Source organism: Saccharibacillus kuerlensis DSM 22868 (assembly GCF_000378145.1).
Classification (GTDB): Bacteria; Bacillota; Bacilli; order Paenibacillales; family Paenibacillaceae; genus Saccharibacillus; species Saccharibacillus kuerlensis.
Genome location: NZ_KB899307.1, coordinates 21,764 through 40,244, shown reverse-complemented (window position 1 = coordinate 40,244; position 18,481 = coordinate 21,764). Strand labels below are relative to the sequence as shown.

Annotated in this window: 18 protein-coding genes and 2 pseudogenes; 11 read left to right on the top strand and 9 right to left on the bottom strand. The window is 47.6% G+C overall.

What is annotated here, in order from left to right; genetic code table 11:
• Positions 1 to 552: 552 nt before the first annotated feature.
• Complete coding sequence (locus F456_RS0119420) at positions 553 to 1,392, bottom strand: 1,4-dihydroxy-6-naphtoate synthase (protein WP_018978724.1); 840 nt, start codon at positions 1,390 to 1,392, stop codon at positions 553 to 555.
• Positions 1,389 to 2,234: a futalosine hydrolase gene (locus F456_RS0119415; RefSeq protein WP_018978723.1), complete on the bottom strand. Its 846-nt coding sequence runs from the start codon at positions 2,232 to 2,234 to the stop codon at positions 1,389 to 1,391. The genes F456_RS0119420 and F456_RS0119415 overlap by 4 nt, the downstream gene beginning before the upstream one ends.
• 149 nt (positions 2,235 to 2,383) lie before the next feature.
• Here F456_RS0119415 and F456_RS0119410 point away from each other — a divergent pair, with 149 nt between their 5' ends.
• The 3 genes from F456_RS0119410 (at position 2,384) to F456_RS0119400 (ending at position 6,438) form a co-directional block, all read left to right on the top strand.
• Entirely contained in the window at positions 2,384 to 2,908 is a 525-nt protein-coding gene (locus F456_RS0119410) for a mismatch-specific DNA-glycosylase (RefSeq protein WP_018978722.1), read from the top strand.
• 120 nt (positions 2,909 to 3,028) lie between these two features.
• Positions 3,029 to 5,461, top strand: a complete 2,433-nt coding sequence (locus F456_RS0119405; RefSeq protein ID WP_018978721.1) for an EAL domain-containing protein — start codon at positions 3,029 to 3,031, stop codon at positions 5,459 to 5,461.
• 86 nt (positions 5,462 to 5,547) lie between these two features.
• Entirely contained in the window at positions 5,548 to 6,438 is an 891-nt protein-coding gene (locus tag F456_RS0119400) for an aldo/keto reductase (protein WP_018978720.1), read from the top strand.
• 143 nt (positions 6,439 to 6,581) lie between these two features.
• Here F456_RS0119400 and F456_RS0119395 read toward each other — a convergent pair whose 3' ends face one another.
• Positions 6,582 to 6,887: a hypothetical protein gene (locus F456_RS0119395; RefSeq protein WP_018978719.1), complete on the bottom strand. Its 306-nt coding sequence runs from the start codon at positions 6,885 to 6,887 to the stop codon at positions 6,582 to 6,584.
• A 535-nt stretch (positions 6,888 to 7,422) separates the two neighbouring features.
• On the opposite strand from F456_RS0119395, the gene F456_RS23780 reads away from it, so the two are divergent.
• From F456_RS23780 to F456_RS0119380, 3 genes are all read left to right on the top strand, one after another.
• Positions 7,423 to 8,577 (top strand): polysaccharide deacetylase family protein, encoded by a 1,155-nt coding sequence (locus F456_RS23780; protein WP_018978718.1) that lies wholly within the window; start codon positions 7,423 to 7,425, stop codon positions 8,575 to 8,577.
• 234 nt (positions 8,578 to 8,811) lie between these two features.
• Entirely contained in the window at positions 8,812 to 9,180 is a 369-nt protein-coding gene (locus F456_RS0119385) for a hypothetical protein (protein ID WP_018978717.1), read from the top strand.
• A gap of 70 nt (positions 9,181 to 9,250) precedes the next feature.
• Positions 9,251 to 9,421: a hypothetical protein gene (locus F456_RS0119380; protein WP_157060151.1), complete on the top strand. Its 171-nt coding sequence runs from the start codon at positions 9,251 to 9,253 to the stop codon at positions 9,419 to 9,421.
• A gap of 262 nt (positions 9,422 to 9,683) precedes the next feature.
• On the opposite strand, the gene F456_RS0119375 is transcribed toward F456_RS0119380, so the two are convergent.
• The 4 genes and pseudogenes from F456_RS0119375 to F456_RS23090 all read right to left on the bottom strand — a co-directional run bounded on the left by F456_RS0119375 (position 9,684) and on the right by F456_RS23090 (position 12,705).
• Positions 9,684 to 10,550 (bottom strand): PhzF family phenazine biosynthesis protein, encoded by an 867-nt coding sequence (locus F456_RS0119375; protein ID WP_018978715.1) that lies wholly within the window; start codon positions 10,548 to 10,550, stop codon positions 9,684 to 9,686.
• A 78-nt stretch (positions 10,551 to 10,628) separates the two neighbouring features.
• Complete coding sequence (locus F456_RS0119370) at positions 10,629 to 11,519, bottom strand: DMT family transporter (RefSeq protein ID WP_018978714.1); 891 nt, start codon at positions 11,517 to 11,519, stop codon at positions 10,629 to 10,631.
• A 92-nt stretch (positions 11,520 to 11,611) separates the two neighbouring features.
• Positions 11,612 to 12,241 (bottom strand): YczE/YyaS/YitT family protein, encoded by a 630-nt coding sequence (locus tag F456_RS0119365; protein ID WP_018978713.1) that lies wholly within the window; start codon positions 12,239 to 12,241, stop codon positions 11,612 to 11,614.
• A gap of 25 nt (positions 12,242 to 12,266) precedes the next feature.
• Positions 12,267 to 12,705: pseudogene (locus tag F456_RS23090) on the bottom strand (GNAT family N-acetyltransferase).
• A gap of 126 nt (positions 12,706 to 12,831) precedes the next feature.
• On the opposite strand from F456_RS23090, the pseudogene F456_RS24105 reads away from it, so the two are divergent.
• Together F456_RS24105 and paiA are read left to right on the top strand one after the other, a co-directional pair.
• Positions 12,832 to 13,096: pseudogene (locus F456_RS24105) on the top strand (hypothetical protein).
• Entirely contained in the window at positions 13,093 to 13,608 is a 516-nt protein-coding gene (gene paiA / locus F456_RS0119350) for a spermidine/spermine N(1)-acetyltransferase (protein ID WP_018978711.1), read from the top strand. The pseudogene F456_RS24105 and the gene paiA overlap by 4 nt, the downstream one beginning before the upstream one ends.
• Before the next feature lie 478 nt (positions 13,609 to 14,086).
• On the opposite strand, the gene F456_RS0119345 is transcribed toward paiA, so the two are convergent.
• Entirely contained in the window at positions 14,087 to 15,007 is a 921-nt protein-coding gene (locus tag F456_RS0119345; RefSeq protein WP_018978710.1) for an AEC family transporter, read from the bottom strand.
• 374 nt (positions 15,008 to 15,381) lie between these two features.
• Here F456_RS0119345 and F456_RS0119340 point away from each other — a divergent pair, with 374 nt between their 5' ends.
• The 3 genes from F456_RS0119340 (at position 15,382) to F456_RS0119330 (ending at position 17,318) form a co-directional block, all read left to right on the top strand.
• On the top strand, positions 15,382 to 16,173 hold the full coding sequence (locus tag F456_RS0119340; RefSeq protein ID WP_018978709.1) for a DUF4261 domain-containing protein: 792 nt from the start codon (positions 15,382 to 15,384) through the stop codon (positions 16,171 to 16,173).
• Between the two features lie 17 nt (positions 16,174 to 16,190).
• Positions 16,191 to 16,517 carry a dehydroquinate synthase/iron-containing alcohol dehydrogenase family protein gene (locus tag F456_RS0119335; RefSeq protein WP_018978708.1) on the top strand — a complete coding sequence of 109 codons (327 nt, stop codon included), beginning with the start codon at positions 16,191 to 16,193 and terminating at the stop codon, positions 16,515 to 16,517.
• Positions 16,518 to 16,610: 93 nt separating this feature from the next.
• Complete coding sequence (locus tag F456_RS0119330) at positions 16,611 to 17,318, top strand: SGNH/GDSL hydrolase family protein (RefSeq protein ID WP_018978707.1); 708 nt, start codon at positions 16,611 to 16,613, stop codon at positions 17,316 to 17,318.
• Between the two features lie 23 nt (positions 17,319 to 17,341).
• Here the strand turns inward: F456_RS0119330 and F456_RS23080 are convergent, their stop codons facing one another.
• Positions 17,342 to 18,466: an MFS transporter gene (locus F456_RS23080; RefSeq protein WP_018978706.1), complete on the bottom strand. Its 1,125-nt coding sequence runs from the start codon at positions 18,464 to 18,466 to the stop codon at positions 17,342 to 17,344.
• Positions 18,467 to 18,481: the final 15 nt, after the last annotated feature.

The window sequence follows — 18,481 nt, the reverse complement described above, 5'->3', positions numbered from 1 at the left end:
TATGCAATTATTTTCCGCAAAAGCTCGCCAAATTGTACAATAAGTGCGCAGGTGCAACTATTTCACATAAAAGTAAGGTTAGAAACGCGAAAACGCTGAAATAAGTGTATAGGAGCACTTATTTCAGCGAAAGTTAAAAATTCGAGAAAAATAAGTGTACAGGCGCACTTATTTTCTTTCCCCCTATTGCACCTTCAATAAACTCTTTCGGATTTTGCGGAAACAGGTTTGCATACAGGCCCTAAGATAAGCACCTGTTCGTTCCGAAAAGATTCGCTCGTTGACTTCCATCCTAGATATTTGCGAGGCTTGCGTAAAGACAACGATAACGCACTTTGAAGGCAACAGGCGGACTTTCAGCTTTTCGACTATGAGACGTTTAATTCGGCGGAAGGGAGTGCGGCTTGGGGGATTCATTCTATAATTGGTCATAAAAAAGACGCCCGACTTTTTTATCAAAGTCGGGCGCCTTTATTTTCTTTGCATACAGCGAATCTTGATCGCGTTATTTGCTGGTCTACGACGCGTATATAAATGATAAGGCGGCTGGTATCAATAGCCGCGCTCGAGCAGCTTCTCGTCGAATGCTGGCACCAGACCTTCGCGTGCGGCACGGGTCAGCAGCGAACGAACCGCAGCATAACCGTCTTCGCCCAGATCAGCTGTGAACTCGTTGACGTAAAGTTCGATATGCGAATCGGCAACGGCAGCGTCCATCTCCTGCGCATGCTCCAGCACGTAATCGCGGGAAGCTTCCGGATGCTTCCATGCGTATTCGACGGAAGCACGGACCCATTCGGCGATCGGCTTAGGATCAACAACACCGCGCTTGGCGATAATCGCGCCGAGCGGGATCGGCAGGCCGGTATCGGCTTCCCACCAGTCGCCCATATCGGCGAGCTTATGCAGGCCGTAATTCTGATACGTAAAGCGGGCTTCGTGGATCACGAGACCGGCATCGATTTCGCCGCTTTGTACAGCCGGCATGATCTTGTCGAACGGCATGACGATCACTTCGCCGATGCCGCCAGGGATGGTCTGTGCCGCCCAAAGGCGGAACAGCATGTAGGCGGTCGAACGTTCGCTCGGTACGGCAACCCGCTTGCCTGTCAAGTCTTCGGGTGTGCCAGCGTCCTTCGTCAGGACAAGCGGTCCGCAGCCGCGGCCAAGTGCGCCGCCGCAGGGGATCAGCGTGTAATCGTTCAGCACCCACGGGAGAGCGGCGTAGGAAATCTTCATGATCTCCGGGCCTTCGCCTGCCGCTGCCCAATTATTGGTGATATCGATATCGGCATACGTTACTTCAAATTCCGGTGCACCTTCAATCAGGCCGTGTGCCAATGCGTGGAATACGAATGTATCGTTGGGACATGGGGAATAAGCAATCTTCAAGTGAAAAACACCTCCGGTAAAATAGAGCTTGCCTGGCGAAGTGCGCTCAGCGCTTCGCCGATCTTCCAGGCACCGCGGTCGCGCGGGCCGACCGCGTTCGAGATTGCCCGCAGTTCCAGCGCGGGCAGCCCGAACTGCCGGGCGGCTTCCGCCACGCCGAAGCCTTCCATGCCTTCGGCCGCCGCGCCAGGCACGCGCGCGGCCAGCGCCTGCGCGCCTGCAAGCGTGCCGGTCGTCGTAGCGACCGTCAGCACCGGCCCCAGGCGCGCATCGAGACCGGCGCTTCGCAGCGCGCCGGTCAGAGCGGCCGAGACTTCGTCCTCGGCCGGAATAACGGACGAGCCGAAGCCCAGCTCGTCCACGGAAATGAAGCCGTCCGGGCTGTCCGAGCCCAAATCGGCTGCAACCATTCGGCTCGCGACGACGAGCGAGCCGATTTCCGCTGCGCCGGCAAAGCCTCCGCCAATGCCGGCGCTAATTACATAAGCGTATCCATGCCTGTCTGGCGAATACGCTGTGCCGCCTTCTGACGCAGATATCGTTTCGCTTTCGGGCGAATACGCCGTGCCGTCTGCTGCCGCACGTGTCGTGTCGCGTTCCGGCGAATGCGCCTTATCGTCCGCTGGCGTATGTGCTGCGCCAACAGCCAATGCGATTGCCGTGCCTGCCGCGGCTGCGGCCGTGCCGACGCCGGCGGCAACCACATCGAAGCGATAATCGCCTGCAAGACCGGCGAGTACGGCTTCGCGTTCCGCTTCGACAGCTGTAACGATAAGAACGCGTTTCGCAGAATTATTTCCTTCCCCGCGGGGTTCGTTGAGATGCTGATGCAACTGGTACATTCAATCGTCTCCTTGTATGATAGGTAAGTTTATGATAATAAGTTCGCTGCAACCGATTCTTTAACGTTACTGCTAAAAATAATGATTGTAAAGCGGAGCGCTAAGCCGGTTACGCTTGGCATTTCCGAGAAAAGGAGCATGCTGCCATTATGCCGGAAATCGAAGATCATTTGGATTATGGACTGTCCATTTTGTTTATTGGCTTCAACCCGAGTCTGCGCTCGGGCGAAACCGGACACCACTACGCGAACCCGCGCAACAATTTTTGGCGGATTCTGGAAGATTCAGGACTGACTCCTCGCCGCTATTTGCCTCAAGAAGATGGGGATTTGCTGAAGCTCGGCTTCGGCTTTACTAATATTGTCGCCCGTCCGACGAGAGGCATCGAGGATATTGCCCGAGAAGAATACCGCGAAGGAAGTCGGATACTACAGGCTAAACTGGCCCGTTATTTGCCAAAAGTCGCTTGTTATGTAGGCAAAGGCGTTTATACCGAATTTACCGGCCGCAAACGGACGAACTGGGGCTTCCAGCCGGATTCGGTCGTTGACGGCGTGGTGGATTTTGTTGCTCCTTCATCCAGCGGCCTGGTCCGTATGCCGATGCAGGAGATTATAAGCATTTATAAGGAGCTTCGATATTATCTTGAAGACGAGTTAGGCAATTCAGAATAAAAATAGTGCAAAAAATGTCGACAGATGTCGATATACCTAGTATATAAGAACTGTATCCTATAAAAATTAGACAAAAATCAGTTAAAAATCAGCTATACGCAAATTGGAAAGGAGGAGGACATGGAAACCGTACAGGGAACGTATAACACCGGATTGGTCATCGTCTCCTGCATCATCTCGGTACTTGCTTCTTATGCGGCATTGAATTTGGCGGGTCGAATTCATCTGGCGCAAGGAAGGCTTCGGGCTTTCTGGCTTTTCGGCGGAGCGTTGTCGATGGGGATCGGAATCTGGTCCATGCATTTTATCGGTATGTTGGCGCTGCAGCTGCCTATGCAGATGACTTATCATATTCCGCTCGTCATTCTGTCCATGATTGTGCCAATTATTGTGTCATTTATCGCGCTGTGGACCGTAACCCGCTACAAATTGTCTTGGCGTGCCTTATGCGTCGGTGGGCTGCTGCTCGCTTCGGGTGTCGTCGATATGCACTATATGGGGATGTCAGCTATGTCGATGACGATCACTTACAACCCGTGGCTCGTGGCCCTGTCGGTTATGATCGCTCTTGCAGCGTCCATCGCGGCGTTGGGGCTGATGCGTAAGCTTCGGTTGGAGGGCAGCCGTCTGGGTTACAAGCTGGCCAGTGCGCTGATTATGGGTGCCGCAATTGCCGGTATGCATTACACTGGAATGGCAGCCGCGCGATTCCACGTCCATGATCATCATTTTCCGCTTCTTGGCGGCAGTATAGTGGATATGGATAAGTTGATGCTAATTATTACGTTGAGCAGTCTGTTCCTGATCGGTTTTACGATCTATGGAGCGTTCATCGATGGCCGCTTGAATCAGAAAGATAAAATGATCCGCAGTCAGGAGAAATGGTATCGTGCACTCTATGAGAACAATGCCGACGGCATTATCTCGATCAATACCGAGGAAATCATTACCGATATGAACCCTGCGATTTTAAATTTGATCGGTATGGAACGCGAAACGTTTATCGGTTCTCCGGTCACGGAGATCCAGCGCTTCTTCGATCCCGATACGTATCGGGAAGTCCGGAGTCTCCACGACCAATCGGAGCTGTCGACCGCATTGACCTATGAAACGCAAATCCTGCATCCTCAGGGACAGACGCTTCATTTGGGCGTGGTCAGCGTGCCTGTCTTCGTCGACGGCGAGGTTACCGGAACCCATCTTATTGTGCGGGACATCACCCGGCAGAAGCAGGCGCAGGCGCAGATCGAGCATCTGGCCTATCATGACGAACTAACCGGTCTGCCGAATCGCCGCCAATTCGACACGATTGTGCAGGAGCGGATCGAGCGCTCGCAGGGAACTGAACGATTAGCCGTTATGGTTCTGGACATTGACCGTTTCAAAATGATTAACGACTCGCTGGGGCATGCCTATGGCGACGCATTTCTCCAGAAAGTTTCGCAGCGGATTTCCGAAGTGATCGATCCGTCTATGGCGACGCTGTCGCGGATGGGCGGCGATGAATTCGCCTTGATCTGCCATTCGTTCTCTTCGGATATTGAAGTCGAGGAAGCGGCCCGGCGGATTGTATCGGTTCTTCAAGTGCCTTGTACGCTTAAAGACAATGACTTCTACGTCAGTGCGAGCATCGGGATCGCCATGTATCCCGAACACGGAGAAAGTCGGGAAGAATTGATCAAGAATGCCGACTCGGCCATGTATGAAGTCAAACGCGGCGGCAAAAACGGCTACCGGTTTTATTCGGCAGAACTCGATGAGGAACTGCTGTTCAAGATCGAGATTGAAGCGGACCTGCGCAAGGCTGTGGAACGAGGCGAATTGGAAGTCTATTATCAGCCGCAGTACCGGATGCCGAATCGCGAACTGATCGGTATGGAAGCGCTGCTTCGCTGGCATCATCCGGTCCGCGGTATGGTGTCGCCGGGACAATTTGTCCCAATTGCGGAAGAAACGGGACTGATCATGGATATCGGACGGTGGGTGCTGAAGGAAGCCTGTCGGCAGGCCAAAGCTTGGCATGAAGCAGGGCTGACGAAAGTTCCCGTATCGGTCAACCTCTCGACGCAGCAGTTCCACCAGCCGGATCTGGATATCGAAATTGAACAGATTCTGATCGAAACGGGTCTGGACCCAAAATATCTGGAACTTGAAATTACGGAAAGTATGATGATGGATGCTTCGGCTTCGATTGAGATTATGAACCGGCTGAAGCGGCTGGGTATCCGGCTCAGTCTGGATGATTTCGGGACAGGTTACAGTTCGCTCAGCTATTTGAGCAGGCTGCCGATCAGCCGCCTGAAGATTGACCGTTCTTTTGTGATGCGGCTTGAGGAGAGCGGCACGGAGCAGGCGATCGTGACCACAATCATTGCCATGGCCTACAGCCTGGGAATGGACGTGATTGCCGAAGGCATCGAGACGGAAGGACAGCTGAGGATTTTGACCGAAGAGCGATGCTTGGAGTTCCAAGGGTATTACTTCAGCCGTCCGCTGCCTCCTGGAGATTTGTTTCCTACCGATGATTGGAGCTTAACAAAACGCGGAGCCTAAGGGCTCCGCGTTTTAGTTTACCTATGTTTTTGTTTAAGAGTAGAGGGAAGAGTACAGAGAGAAATCAAGGGAAGGCAGGGATAAAGATGAACCGATATTCGGCAGAGGAGATTCGAAAAGGGCTGAAGGAGCATACAGTTCGTTTGTCGGATGGCACAGAGCTGCCGGCGATCGGGCAGGGAACATGGTATATGGGCGAAGTTCCAGGAGAAGCGGAGCGCGAAGCCGATGCGCTTCGTCTGGGGCTGGATCTTGGAATGACCGTTATCGATACCGCTGAAATGTACGGCAGCGGCGGAGCGGAGCGAATTGTAGGGCGTGCAATCAAAGGACGGCGCGATGATGCTTTTCTTGTGAGCAAAGTGCTGCCAAGCCATGCCGGACGAAGCAAAATTATAAAAGCATGCGAAGATAGTCTGAAGCGTCTGGGTACAGAGGCAATGGATTTGTATTTGCTGCATTGGCGCGGTCGCGTGCCGCTCGCTGAAACGGTAGAAGCGATGGAGCGTCTTAAGCGGGACGGGAAGATTAAGCGCTGGGGTGTGTCCAATCTTGATACTTCCGATATGGAAGAGCTGATAAACACGCCGAACGGCGAAGAATGCGTCATTAATCAAGTGCTGTATCATCTCGGTTCACGAGGCATCGAATATGATCTTCTGCCTTGGCAGCGCCGGGCCGACATGCCAATCATGGCCTACTGTCCGCTTGCCCAGGGAGGTTCTCTGCGGCGTGAGCTGATGGGGCACCCTGATGTACGGAGTGTCGCAGAGCGATTGGAAGCTACTCCTGCTCAGGTGCTGTTGGCCTGGGTGATTCGCCAAGGAAACGTACTGGCAATTCCCAAAGCGGCCAGTCAGGAACATGTTCACGAAAATGCGGCAGCAGCGGCGCTTCACTTGAGCGACGAAGATGCCGAACGGCTGGAAATGGCATTTCCTGCACCGAGTCGTAAAGTTCCATTGGAGATGGTGTAGATGATCTCATGGAAGGATCGCTTTAAAAGCTTAACTAAATAAATTAAAATGTTGACATATAAAAGAGACCGGGCTTCCAAGTGAAAAATGTGGAAGTCGGGTCTCTTTTTGGATAAGCGATTTGTTGTACGACTCATAAGCAGTTAGCCTCGAATACCGTCTTTGTAATGTTTGCTCCAGTTCTTGTCGCCGGAATGGAGAGCATCTTGAACTGTTTTTTCCAATGTTTTAAGCAGTTCTGCTTTGATCTGGGATACGGTATCAAAGTATACACGCTCTTCATTTCCGTTAATTCTGTCTCCGTAGATCGCCAGTGCGGCATTCTCGCAGCGATGTTGTTCCACCAATTGATCGATCGACTGGAAGGCGTGCTCTACATAGGCCGAAATACCCTTATGTTCGGACGGAAGCAGGTTTCTCAGTTCTTGGACGCGGTTTTGCATAGGCATTTTGGGTCACCTCTTCGTTGAATGTAAATTTACAGTATCACATTTTCACAAATATTTCATTAATTTTTCCTTAAATTTTCTAATCCGAGATTTATCAAGGCTTGGAAGTGTGAAAATGAGGAAAATTGTTTTTTTTGTGAGCCTGTGAAAGGTAAATTTTTGACTTTTTGACGTTGGTAAAGTGTCTAACTTGTGTCTAACTAATATTTCGGTAAACAGTTTTCATTTCTTTATAGCATTTTACCTTGATCGCTAAATAAATATTAGGACTATTAGACTAATAAAGCTCCTTAACGAAAAAACACGAATTTTATAATAATCTGTAACCATTTTTAACCGGTGTGTAAAGAAAGATCGTTGTTCGCTCCCTATACTGAGACACAGGAGTTGGGATGGGCATATGCGCAGTAACAGAGCAGTAAACAGATACGCTGCTATGCTGCTATTCTGAAAATTGTGCAGAATTCCGGCAAAAAGCTGCAGAGGAACCAATAAGACTGTGACCTCGCTGGAAAACAACGGAGGATTGGTGGTAATGAACAAAAGGAACAGTCTACATATTTGCAGAAGCGGGATGCTGATTTTTATCGCGGTCATACTGTTCTTGGCATCTGCATCGATAACCGAGGCCGCCGGCGTACGCGTATTTCCGATTGGCTATAACGATGAACTGACGGACATCAAGGGAGAGATGCACCGCAAGGTGCTTTATGTGCCGATCCGTGAAGTGTCGGAGAAGCTGCATCTTCGGATGAGCGGCACAAGTGAAAAATTCGTGCTCCAAGGCAGCAAACATAGCGTGACGATCATTCCCGGCAAGCAGCAGGCCGTCAGCGGCTCAAAAACAATGTCTATCCAAACCTACGTCAGCTCGGGCCGCACCATGATTCCCGCTTCGCTGCTCAAAAGCACGTTCAATTTCGGCATTGCTTACGACGCAAGCGTACCGGTTGCCCGAATCACAAGCGGCAAGCAGAAACTTGATTTACAAGGTTTTGTAGAGCAGAACCGCACAGCGCTTCGCAGTGACCAGGGCAAGACGGAAGGTAAACCTCAGCAGCAGAAACCGACTTCGAAGAAGCCGATCTACCTGACGTTTGATGACGGTCCGACTCCGCATACCGATGAATTGTTGAACATTCTGGATCAATATAAGGCTCGGGGAACGTTCTTTATGCTGGGGCCGAATATCACTGCTCATCCAGGGGCGGTCAAGCGTCTTGTACAGTCCGGCAGTGCCGCCGGACTGCACGGCATCAGTCATGAGAAGAGCAAGTTTTATGCATCGCCGGAATCTGCGCTGGAAGAAATGAAGCAGGATAATGAGGCACTGCACAAGGCAGCGGGTATCCAAACGACGCTGATTCGTACGCCTTACGGCAGCAAACCATATTTTACGCAGGAATACCGCGATAAAGTACTGCCTGCGGGCTTCCATCTGTGGGATTGGAATGTCGATTCCGAAGACTGGAAGTACAAAGAAGATCACGAGAAAGTGATCCGCAGTGTATTGGAACAGATTGAGAAGGTGGAAAAACAGGGTACGGTGCCGATCGTATTGATGCATGATCAGGCTGCGACGCTAAAGGTACTGCCGGAGGTGCTCAAGACGCTGCGCGACGAAGGCTTCAGCTTTGAAGTACTTAAAGAAGGAACAGTGCCGGTCAATTTCTGGCATGATAAACGATAAGTAAATGCGTAACGCCGCAAGACATGACAGATCAAGAACGATAAACGATAAATGAAAAGCAGCTTACTGAAGACCCTTTGTTTACAAGGGGTCTTTTTAATGTAATTGCTGGGGTTCTTCAGCAGCTACGCAACGGTAGTAAAAGCGCGAACCTTCTTACGATAGGAAGCGACTTCGTATGTTAGAGGCGCAGGAATTGGGCTTAGTGAAGAAGGCGTAAGCGGCAGAGAGAGTATGGGTAACAACATTTGGGATTTATTTGTGCATCGTCCTTATTTATATCTGCAGTACAGCACGAATAAAGAAAGTGCTGTAGGCAAAAGTCGTGTGAACGAGCTGCTGGCGAAAGCGCCGGGCGAGGATCGACAAAAGTATGTTGAAGATAAAGAAGTTAACGGGGACGGGAATAAGATAATGACCTATGTACAAGTTCCAGAGCGTCTGGTATTTACCGGACTCTACATGACGGTCAACGCGATTGCTTCGATTCCGATCTTTGCTTTAGCGCTTCTGATCATTATTCTGCAATTCTGGTTTTTGATGATCGCTGCGCTGGCCCAAGGCTCAGAAACGCAAGCATCCTCAAATCCGAATTACCAATAGCGACGATCCTATCACCGCGGAAACGAAAAACGGCCATATTATTTTTCCGGAATATGTGGCCGTAGCTGATATGCTGGATGAACTGCTGGAAGATCCGAATTACAATCCTGAAAAGTTTGTGCGTGAGTTGGCCGGATCAAATATCATTTCCGAAGGTTATCTTCCAGTAGACAAGGAAGATACGGTTTATTTGCTGCAAAGCTTGTACAGTCAGTATCTCCAGTGCTATAAAAAAGGCTAAAAGAACGGCTCAAGCACGAGCCGTTCTTTTTTGTTGCCTATGAAGCAAGCTAGTTTTAGTGAAGTGGTGGCAATTTAAATGGTGGCTAATTTTAGAAAACTATCTTTTCTCGATCAATTGGTCATTCTTTAATTTTAACTTATAAAAAAGGGTTATTATATACTCAAGTTTCAGGTTTTCTAAACAGACGATTCGTACAGTCTCTATACCAAGAACTCCATATTTCTATGCTGCAGTAAAATATTATGTCAGTAACTGTCCGTTAATACCATTTTCCTTTAGCGATCAAAAACACTTTTCCACCTACCAGAATTTTAATGGAATTTTGGTGCTGTTCGGCTTGTATGGTTAAAATAGATGGCCTTCTCATTTGGAAACCTTGTTCAACTCTATAGGCTATATTTTTGCTATCCAAATAGTTATGGGTAACAAGGTACCCTGCAAGATTTCCGTTTGCACTCCCAGTCGCCGGGTCTTCAGGGAATCCCGGGTCATCCAAAAACACCCTGACACTCAAATCATTTTCTTTGCGTTCGGTTTCAGCGGCAAAGACCAAAATATTCGCTTTTATAACGGTATTAATGAAGTTCTGGTACCGATCATGATGAATTCTGCAGCGATTTACAGCTTCCAATGAACGAAGTGGAACTATTACTGCCGGCAAGCCAGTTGATACAATTTGAATCGGGAAACGGGAATCCATATCTTCAGTTGAAATTTGTAACATTTCGAAAATAATATCTTGATTAAGAAGAACCTCTCCTAACTCGGGCGGATTTTGCTTCATGATCAACTGTTCGCCTTCAATGGTTACAGGGATCTGTCCGACTTCAAGGTTTAATGTTATTTGCTTACTTTCATTGTTTTCTAGAACTTTCTGAATGATGAACGCTGTTCCCAGTGTGGGGTGGCCGGCAAAAGGAATCTCTACATCCGGAGTAAATATCCGGACATCGTACCCTCCATTGTCTTGTTTGTCGGAAAGAATAAAGGTGGTTTCACTAAAGTTGATCTCGCGCGCAATCTTTTGCATTTCTTCGGTAGATATTGCTCTTGTAGGAATAAGTACTGCTAACTGGTTGCCTTGATATTTCTCTTCTGCGAAGACATCTACGATATAAAAATCCATGACTCGTACAGCTCCTCATTTTAATTTTAAATATCTGTATTAGGGATAAATTCCCTAAACAGACGGTTACTTCAGTCTCTATGCTGCTGAATCCTTAGTTCTTTGCTGCAGTAAAAATAATGTTAATCCGATCAAAACAAATCCGATGCCCAAACCTTGTTGCAATGAAATGACTTCATCCAAGATCAAGTACGCGAGTAAGCACGTTCCAATTATCTCACCTAATATAGCCATTGAAATAATTGAGGTACTTAACCATTTCAATAGATAATTAAAAACGGTTTGACCTAAAATTGTGGCAATAAACGCTAACCCAATAAAGGACCACCAGGTGTGTGCAGAATAAGTGAAGACGGATGTTTGCTGACTAAAGGCAAAAATCCCTAAAAACACTGCACTGCTCCCATACCCAATAACTGCATAGGGGATAAGAGATAGTTTTTTCCGAACATGCTGGCCAATGAAAAAGTAGGCTGTTATGATGCCGGCTGCAATAAAAGCTAGTATATCGCCAAATAACGCTAGGCCACTGATTTGAAAGTCCTGCCAGCCAATGACAATACTTCCGGCAATCGCGACGAGACAGCCCGTTATAGCTCCTTTGTTGAAGCGCTCTTTGAATAGAAAATAACCACCAACTACCGAAAAGAGTGGCTGCAAGGTAACGATGACCGTTGAACTTGCTACAGAGGTGTAATTTAAGGATTCAAACCACAACACATAATGAGCGGCTAAAAATACGCCTGATAATAATCCGAGTCCCCATTGTTTTTTTGACAGTGAACGTAATTCTTTGCGGTTTTTTTTATTAAGCACTAAGAAAGGCAAAAGCATTGCTGCTGCAAAAAACATTCGATAAAATGCTGTGATTTCCGCAGGTGCATTTGCTACCTTCACAAAAATGGCTGAAGTCGATAACGCAAAGACGCCCACGAATAAAGCTATGTACGCAATAAATGGTGATTTCAATTTTATTTCCTCCTAGCTATCTGTTTACCATAATAAAATTGATTCATTATTCTGATTGGTCATGATGATAGGTTACCTTATAATTTCTAATTCTACTTTTTTAGATTATGATGCGATTTACTTGAATTTATTGTTATACTGTCCAATACTCTCCCAAGAGGGGGCATGAAGAAATTAAGTATTAGGCCTCCGAAACAAACGGTTAGTATAGTTCCAATGCCAATAGGTCCATTTAGCATTATGGCTAAAATCAAGAAAAAGAGATAAATAAGCGTTCTTGAAAAGAATAGATTAGTTCCGATTAATTCCTTTAGAATCAATGTGAGACGATCCACCGGAATTGGCGCAAAATTTGTGTGGAGATATGTGGCTGTTCCGATCCCTATAACGATTAAACCCACAGAAAAGCAAACGGCTTTGCTTTGCCATAATTCTGGTGTAATCAAATGGTCTAAAAGGAAAAGCCATAAATCAATACCGATTCCCGTGACAATAGCTGTTACCAACCCCAACACTTCGGGCTTTTTTTTGATTAAAATCGAATTGCAACCAATCATCAGTCCGGCCAGTATGATTTCCCAGCTTCCTACGGTAAGCCCTATGCTTCTTGATAACCCTACCAACATAGCATCAAAAGGCGACGTTCCAAGATCAGATTGGATTGTAAGCGAGATTCCAAGGGTCAGCAGTAAAATTCCGATGATATAGAAAGCATACTTCATATTATTTATCTGGCCCCCTATTAACTTACTTAGCTATCTCTTTTATCATGAGAACATGTGAGATTCCATCCTCCATAAAGGGGTTAGAGAAAGTCCGGTAACCCAGTTTTGTATAAAAAACCTTCAGCTTGTGTCTGTCCATGTAACTTGACCTGTATGGCTCCCCGTCTTTCGACAATTTCTTCTAATGCTTTGATGATGACTTTTCCAAGACCCAAACTTCGATACGGCTTAAGAATGCAGATTCTTTCTAGTTTGCCCACGTCCTCTAAGAATCTGACCCTTCCTGTTCCGACTGCTTGATCATTGTAAAAGACAAGGATATGTTCACAAATTCTATCGAGTGCATCAAATTGATCAAACTCATCTTCTAGTGGCACATTTTGTTCTTTTACAAATACTTCTTCTCGAATAGCAAATGCTTTTCTTAAATCTTCTTCCTTAGTTATTCTTGCTGCATGCATATTCTTCAGTCCTTTTAAGTTAATATATTTCGACACGTTTATTGCATTTGCAATAAACGTATTTTATATTGAATATAGACTTTTATTGTTGCATATGCAATTAAAATTTTTGATAAGGAGGCTGCTATGAAAGAAATTCTACGGGAAATCGGCATGATTGCACGGGCATTGGATTCGATCAGCAATATCGAATTCAAAGAATTTGATTTAACCAAAAAAAGAAGATCCACACAATAAGAAAATCAAAAAACTTTTCCCCACCGAAAAAGGAAAAATGGTTTACCCCTTTATTAAAAGGGAAAACCAACATTCCGATCTTATTGCACTAGATGGATTTTCTGAAAAAGAAGCGGGACTATTAATAAGCAAAAGGAGAAAGTTATTCAAATGACGATAACGATAAAGAAGTGTGCTTTAAATGATGTACAGACTCTACAAGCAATTAGCACGGACACTTTTCGGGAAACTTTCCAGGAACAGAATTCACCAGAGCACTTGAATGCTTACTTGAAAAAAGCCTACAACCTGAACCAGCTCACCCAAGAGATAGCCAACCCCTGTTCGCAATTTTATTTTATTTATTTTAATCAGGAACTAGCCGGCTATCTGAAGATCAATACTGATGAGGCCCAGTCAGAAAAAATGGACAATGACTCGCTTGAAGTCGAGCGGATTTATGTGAAGAAAAAATTCCAGAAACTTGGGCTTGGAAAGCTCTTAATAAACAAAGCAATGGAAATTGCGCTGGAACAGCAGAAAAAGAAAATTTGGTTAGGCGTTTGGGAAGACAATAAAAATGCCATTTCTTTCTACCGGAAAAAGGGATTTATTCAAACAGGCTCCCACTCTTTCTTTATGGGCGATGATGAACAAGTGGACTTGATCCTGACAAAAACACTCTAATAAAATTCTGCAAAAGGCACTTGTTATGTATATACCAAAATATTTTAAAGTCACTGATCTTGAAGAAATCAATCATTATATTTGGTATTATAAGCAAGCATTATAACTGACTTTCTAGTATTCTTTTAATGCTCCTCGGAATTATTCAGTAAGAAGAGTAAGAAGCAGCCACCGAGAGGATGGCTGCTTCTTTACATAGCTTATAAAGCTTTGGTTTACTTATATGGAAAAGCTTCGTTTTGTGAGACTTTAATTGATTCCCAAATGACTTGGGATAATGACAATAAAATATTGCTCACAAAGTAAGTGTACAAAAAGAGAAGCCTTCGAGCTTTACTTGGTTGATAGAAGGAACCTTACGCCGCGATACATGACAGATCAAGAACGATAAACGCTAAATGAAAAGCAGCTTAAAAAAGACCCTTTGTTTACAATGGGTCTTTTTTAATGTAATTTCTGGGGCTGCGATGCAGTACGTTTATAGTCCCTGGGCAATTGTGATCAGAACAGTAATCGTCACAATATTCAGCAGGGTAGACACCAGTACCGTCTGAGCAGCAAAGTCCGGTTCATTGCGATATTCTTCAGCCAGAATCGACGAGTTGACGCCGGTAGGCATACCGGAAGCGATCAGCAGTGCTTGTGCGGGCAGTCCTTTCATGCCGAGCGCCAAAATCAGCAGGTAGCCAACGACAGGAGCCGCAACCAGCCGCAGAATCATGCTGAAGTAAACATCAAGCCGTCCTAACCGAAGCGGATATTTGACAATCTGCGCACCCAATGTCAGCAGTGCAATAGCGACCATAGAGTTCTGGATGTAGCTAAGCGGCTGAGTCACGAAGTTGGGCAGCGGCACGGAGAAGACATGAAAAGCGAATCCCAGTACAAGCGCATAGGGTACCGGCATTTTGAGAAAACCGATAATGACACTGCGGTAATTGCCGCTCAGCTTGGCTCCTTGAATCGAAATGACGCCATAGGTAAAAGTCAGCAGGCTCTGAAACGACATGATCAATGCCTGAATGGAGGCGGCAAGCGGCGATGCGGCGAAGACGAGCTGATTGATCGGCAGCCCGTAGTTGCCGGAATTGTCCAGCAGTACGCTGTTGGTAAAAGCCGCTTTCATCCCGCTCGAGTACTTCAGGGATCGGGTAAGAGCAAATGACATGATGTACAAGATCCCTATGTACAAACTGTAGAAAAGAGCGACGCTGCCCAGCAGTTCGAACGAGATGTTCGACTGATACAAGCTCATAAAAACGACGGCAGGCGTAATATAATAAAAGTTGATCTTGGACAAGGTATACAGGTCGAGTCGGAACAGCCGCTGCATGACTGATCCGGCAACAATCAGCACAAATACAGGCAGAACAACGTTAAGCAAAATTTGAACGATCATCGGGGCGTCAGCTTCTTTCGATCGAGGTTTCGCCTGAAGGCGAATCGTGTTTCATTATATCATTAATAGGCCAGTCTGCACGGGAAGGGTTCACAAACTTGTCTATGCAAGCAGTTTTGGAACCCTTGTTCGGAAGCCGAATACAAATTTTTTTTGAAAATTGGACTTTAGGTTGGTGTTTGACTATTTTATGGCTTTAATGTGATAAAAAGACTACTTTTTGTTGCCTGCTTAATCTCGTTTTTTCCCGGGTGTGCAGGTTTATTATGAGTCTTGGGCAGGAGTTATGTCTATTAAAGCTAAGTTTTGTCTGACATAGGGTAATTAACTCTTCGATTGTACATATAATATACAAATGAAAAGGAGACGTATAAATGGAATTGTTCGAACGTCCCGGAGAGGAGCGAAAACGGCGGGTACGCCGTAATCGACCTGTCGAAGCGGGACAGACGCTGAAAGGATTCGTACTGCTGCGCAAACCGGAATGCGACTTTCCGCGCTTTATCCGGAACTTGAAGAACGACTGGGATATTGAAGCGACTGCACTGCCGAACCGCGGAAGTATACGATTTGAAGCCGATGGGCTGCAGATCAGCTGCTTCTTGATCCATGCGCCGCTTCCCGGAAACGAGGTTAAAGCCTGCTGCGGCGTTAATCCGCTCTGGCCGGAGGCTGAGGAGTCGCTGGGCGGCTATCAGGCTCATGTGGTTGTATCGGTATCGGGAGTCACGGATCCGCTTGGCGGTCATGTGCTGTTCACCCAGGTGCTGTGCAGCATGCTGAAGCAGGAAGATGCGCTGGCGCTGTATATGCCTCCAATGACGATGTCTGCGGAAGCCTATGTCACCAATGCGATGCTGCTTAAGGAGGGGGAACTTCCGGTACAGCTGTGGGTGTTTATCGGTTTATATGAAGAAGAACAAGGCATCTCCTCTTATACAGTAGGGCTGCGTAATTTTGGACATGATGAGATTGAGGTACTGCGTTCGCGCCAAGATCTCGTGGATGTGTTTGAACTAACATTCAATATTGTAGGATATATTGTGGACTGTGGAGCGACGCTCAAGGATGGGGAGACAATCGGTTTTTCCTGCGATCAACGTCTGCCGCTGAAGCTGTCCCCGGGCATTGCGGTTGAAGGGCAGTCTATCAAAATCGGGTATTAGATTATCCGATAAAGACGATGATCGCTGCAGGCTTCGGCGACATGCTTGGCAAGTATACGTCACTATTCGACTGGAAAGTATCAAATCTGCTGTCCGGCGAAGCGTACGACGAGCGTGTCTATGAGATGACCAAACACGCACTTGACGTAACGGTCGAACATGCGGAAGCAATCGGAGCGCGGAGCGAAGAAGGCATTCTTGCGCTGATCAGCGCATTGATCGAATCGGGTCTGACGATGCTGCTGCTCGGCCAGTCTTATCCGGCTTCCGGCGGAGGACATCATCTCTCCCATTATTGGGAGTTTACAAAGTGCTTTGGCCTGCTGACGGATTTATTTCCGTAAGCAGGCTTTTTACGGTATTCCAAATGCAGGAGAACGATTCACTGCACCGAATAGGTATATTTCGGTAACGTTTTCGAAAGGGAGAGAGCAGAGATGAATAGAGAAGCTAAGCAGGTTGAGCATATTGAACAAGTAAAACTTATCGAATGTATCAAAAAGCGAAAAATTTTGTTTCAAGGAGATTCCATTACCGATGGCAATCGGGGACGCGACGAAGATCCCAATCATATTCTTGGACACGGTTATGCCTTCTGGATTGCAGCTGAGCTGGGTCATCGCCTGGCGTCTGGGCAGCCAGAATTCGTCAATCGCGGTATCAGCGGCAATCGGGTGCAGGATCTTGAAGAGCGTTGGAGGGAAGATGCGCTGGAACTGCAGCCGGATACGATCAGCATCTTGGTCGGCGTCAACGATATTCTGATGTCGATCGCCGAACCGGACGGCTTCGATCCTCAAGACTATGAAGCGAGCTATCGTCGTCTGCTGAAGCGGACGCGGCAGGAACTACCGGAAGTACAGCTGGTGCTGTGTGAGCCGTTTATTCTGCCGGGAGGCCATACCGATTACGATTGGAGTGCCTGGAAAGCCGCCGCGAATGCCTGTGCCGAAATTGTGCGTCGTCTGGCGGATGAATACGATGCCGTATTCGTACCGCTGCAGGATGCCTTTGATGACGCCTGCGAACTTGCACCGGCTTCATATTGGATCTGGGATGGCATTCATCCGACGACAGCCGGTCACGGACTGCTGGCTAAGCGCTGGCTGGAAGTGGTGCAGGAAAGCCAAGTTCTTATTCGATAAAAATATAAGTCTACAAACCCGGATCATGCGGAAGATCCGGGTTTTATTGTAGTCGGACAGAAAAGCAGTCCTCCCAACAGTATCAGCGCAAACAGCAGAAAAGCCGGATTGTAGCCGAGATTTTCAATCCAGGTGCCCGCCAACCAAGATCCGGCAAATTGGCCGACTCCAAGCGCGAAGAAGGACAAGCTGATCTGCGCCGAAGGCGAACTTCCCTGTATACCTGTACCCCATAAAATAAACAGACCGGTAATAAACACATAGCCTGTTCCGAACAAAAGAGACGATATCAGGCTGACCGAAGGCACGGACATTGCAATGAGAGCGACAGAGGCTGACAGGCTAAGCACAGCGATGGCATAAGCACGGCGTATACCCAGCAAGCCTGCAATCTGACTTGCCATACCGCCGACAATTCCCGCTCCGCCTACCGCGATCCAATACAAGGAAGCTTGTGACGCGGATAGCTGCTGCTCAGACTGCAAATGGCTGATCAGGTATGTCCAGTAGACCGAACATCCCAAGCCGGCCAGCAGCGAAGCGGGAAGCAGACGTCCCGATTTTCGAGCTTCTTTCCACAGATGATTCCCCTGTGGAAAATCGTTCGAAGTACCGCGCAGCCGGTAAAACATCCAGATGAGAACCAGGCAGCCGGCCGCGGCAAACAGCCCGTAAGCGCTGCGCCAGGATGTGCCGAGGATAACGGCCGTCAGGCCGGACAGTACGATGCCGACCCCGCTTCCGCTGTTGATCCAGGCGTTAGCACCATTTTGTCTGTCGACGACGGTCAATCTGACGACAAGCTGCCCGAGCACCGGCGAGACCCAGCCTGTACTGAGTCCGGCCAGAAACAATCCGCCCGCAAGACTGTAGATTCCGGATGACAGCGCAATGATCGTCAATCCCGTGATCGCGCAGATTCCGGTCAACAGGATCGTATAGCGCTGCCCGATTGTCCGCAGTGTAAATGAAGAGGCCAGCAGAGCCAGCGTGTAGGCCAGATAGCTGAGCGATTGAATCCGGCCGGTTTCGGCTGAATTCAGGTTGAACTCCCGGGCGATTTCAGGCAGAAATAGAGCGAACGCGAAGCGTGCAAACGCGTAACAGACAGCGACCATGGCCATACCGGGCCAAATAACAGATTTCATCGGAACTCACTCCTT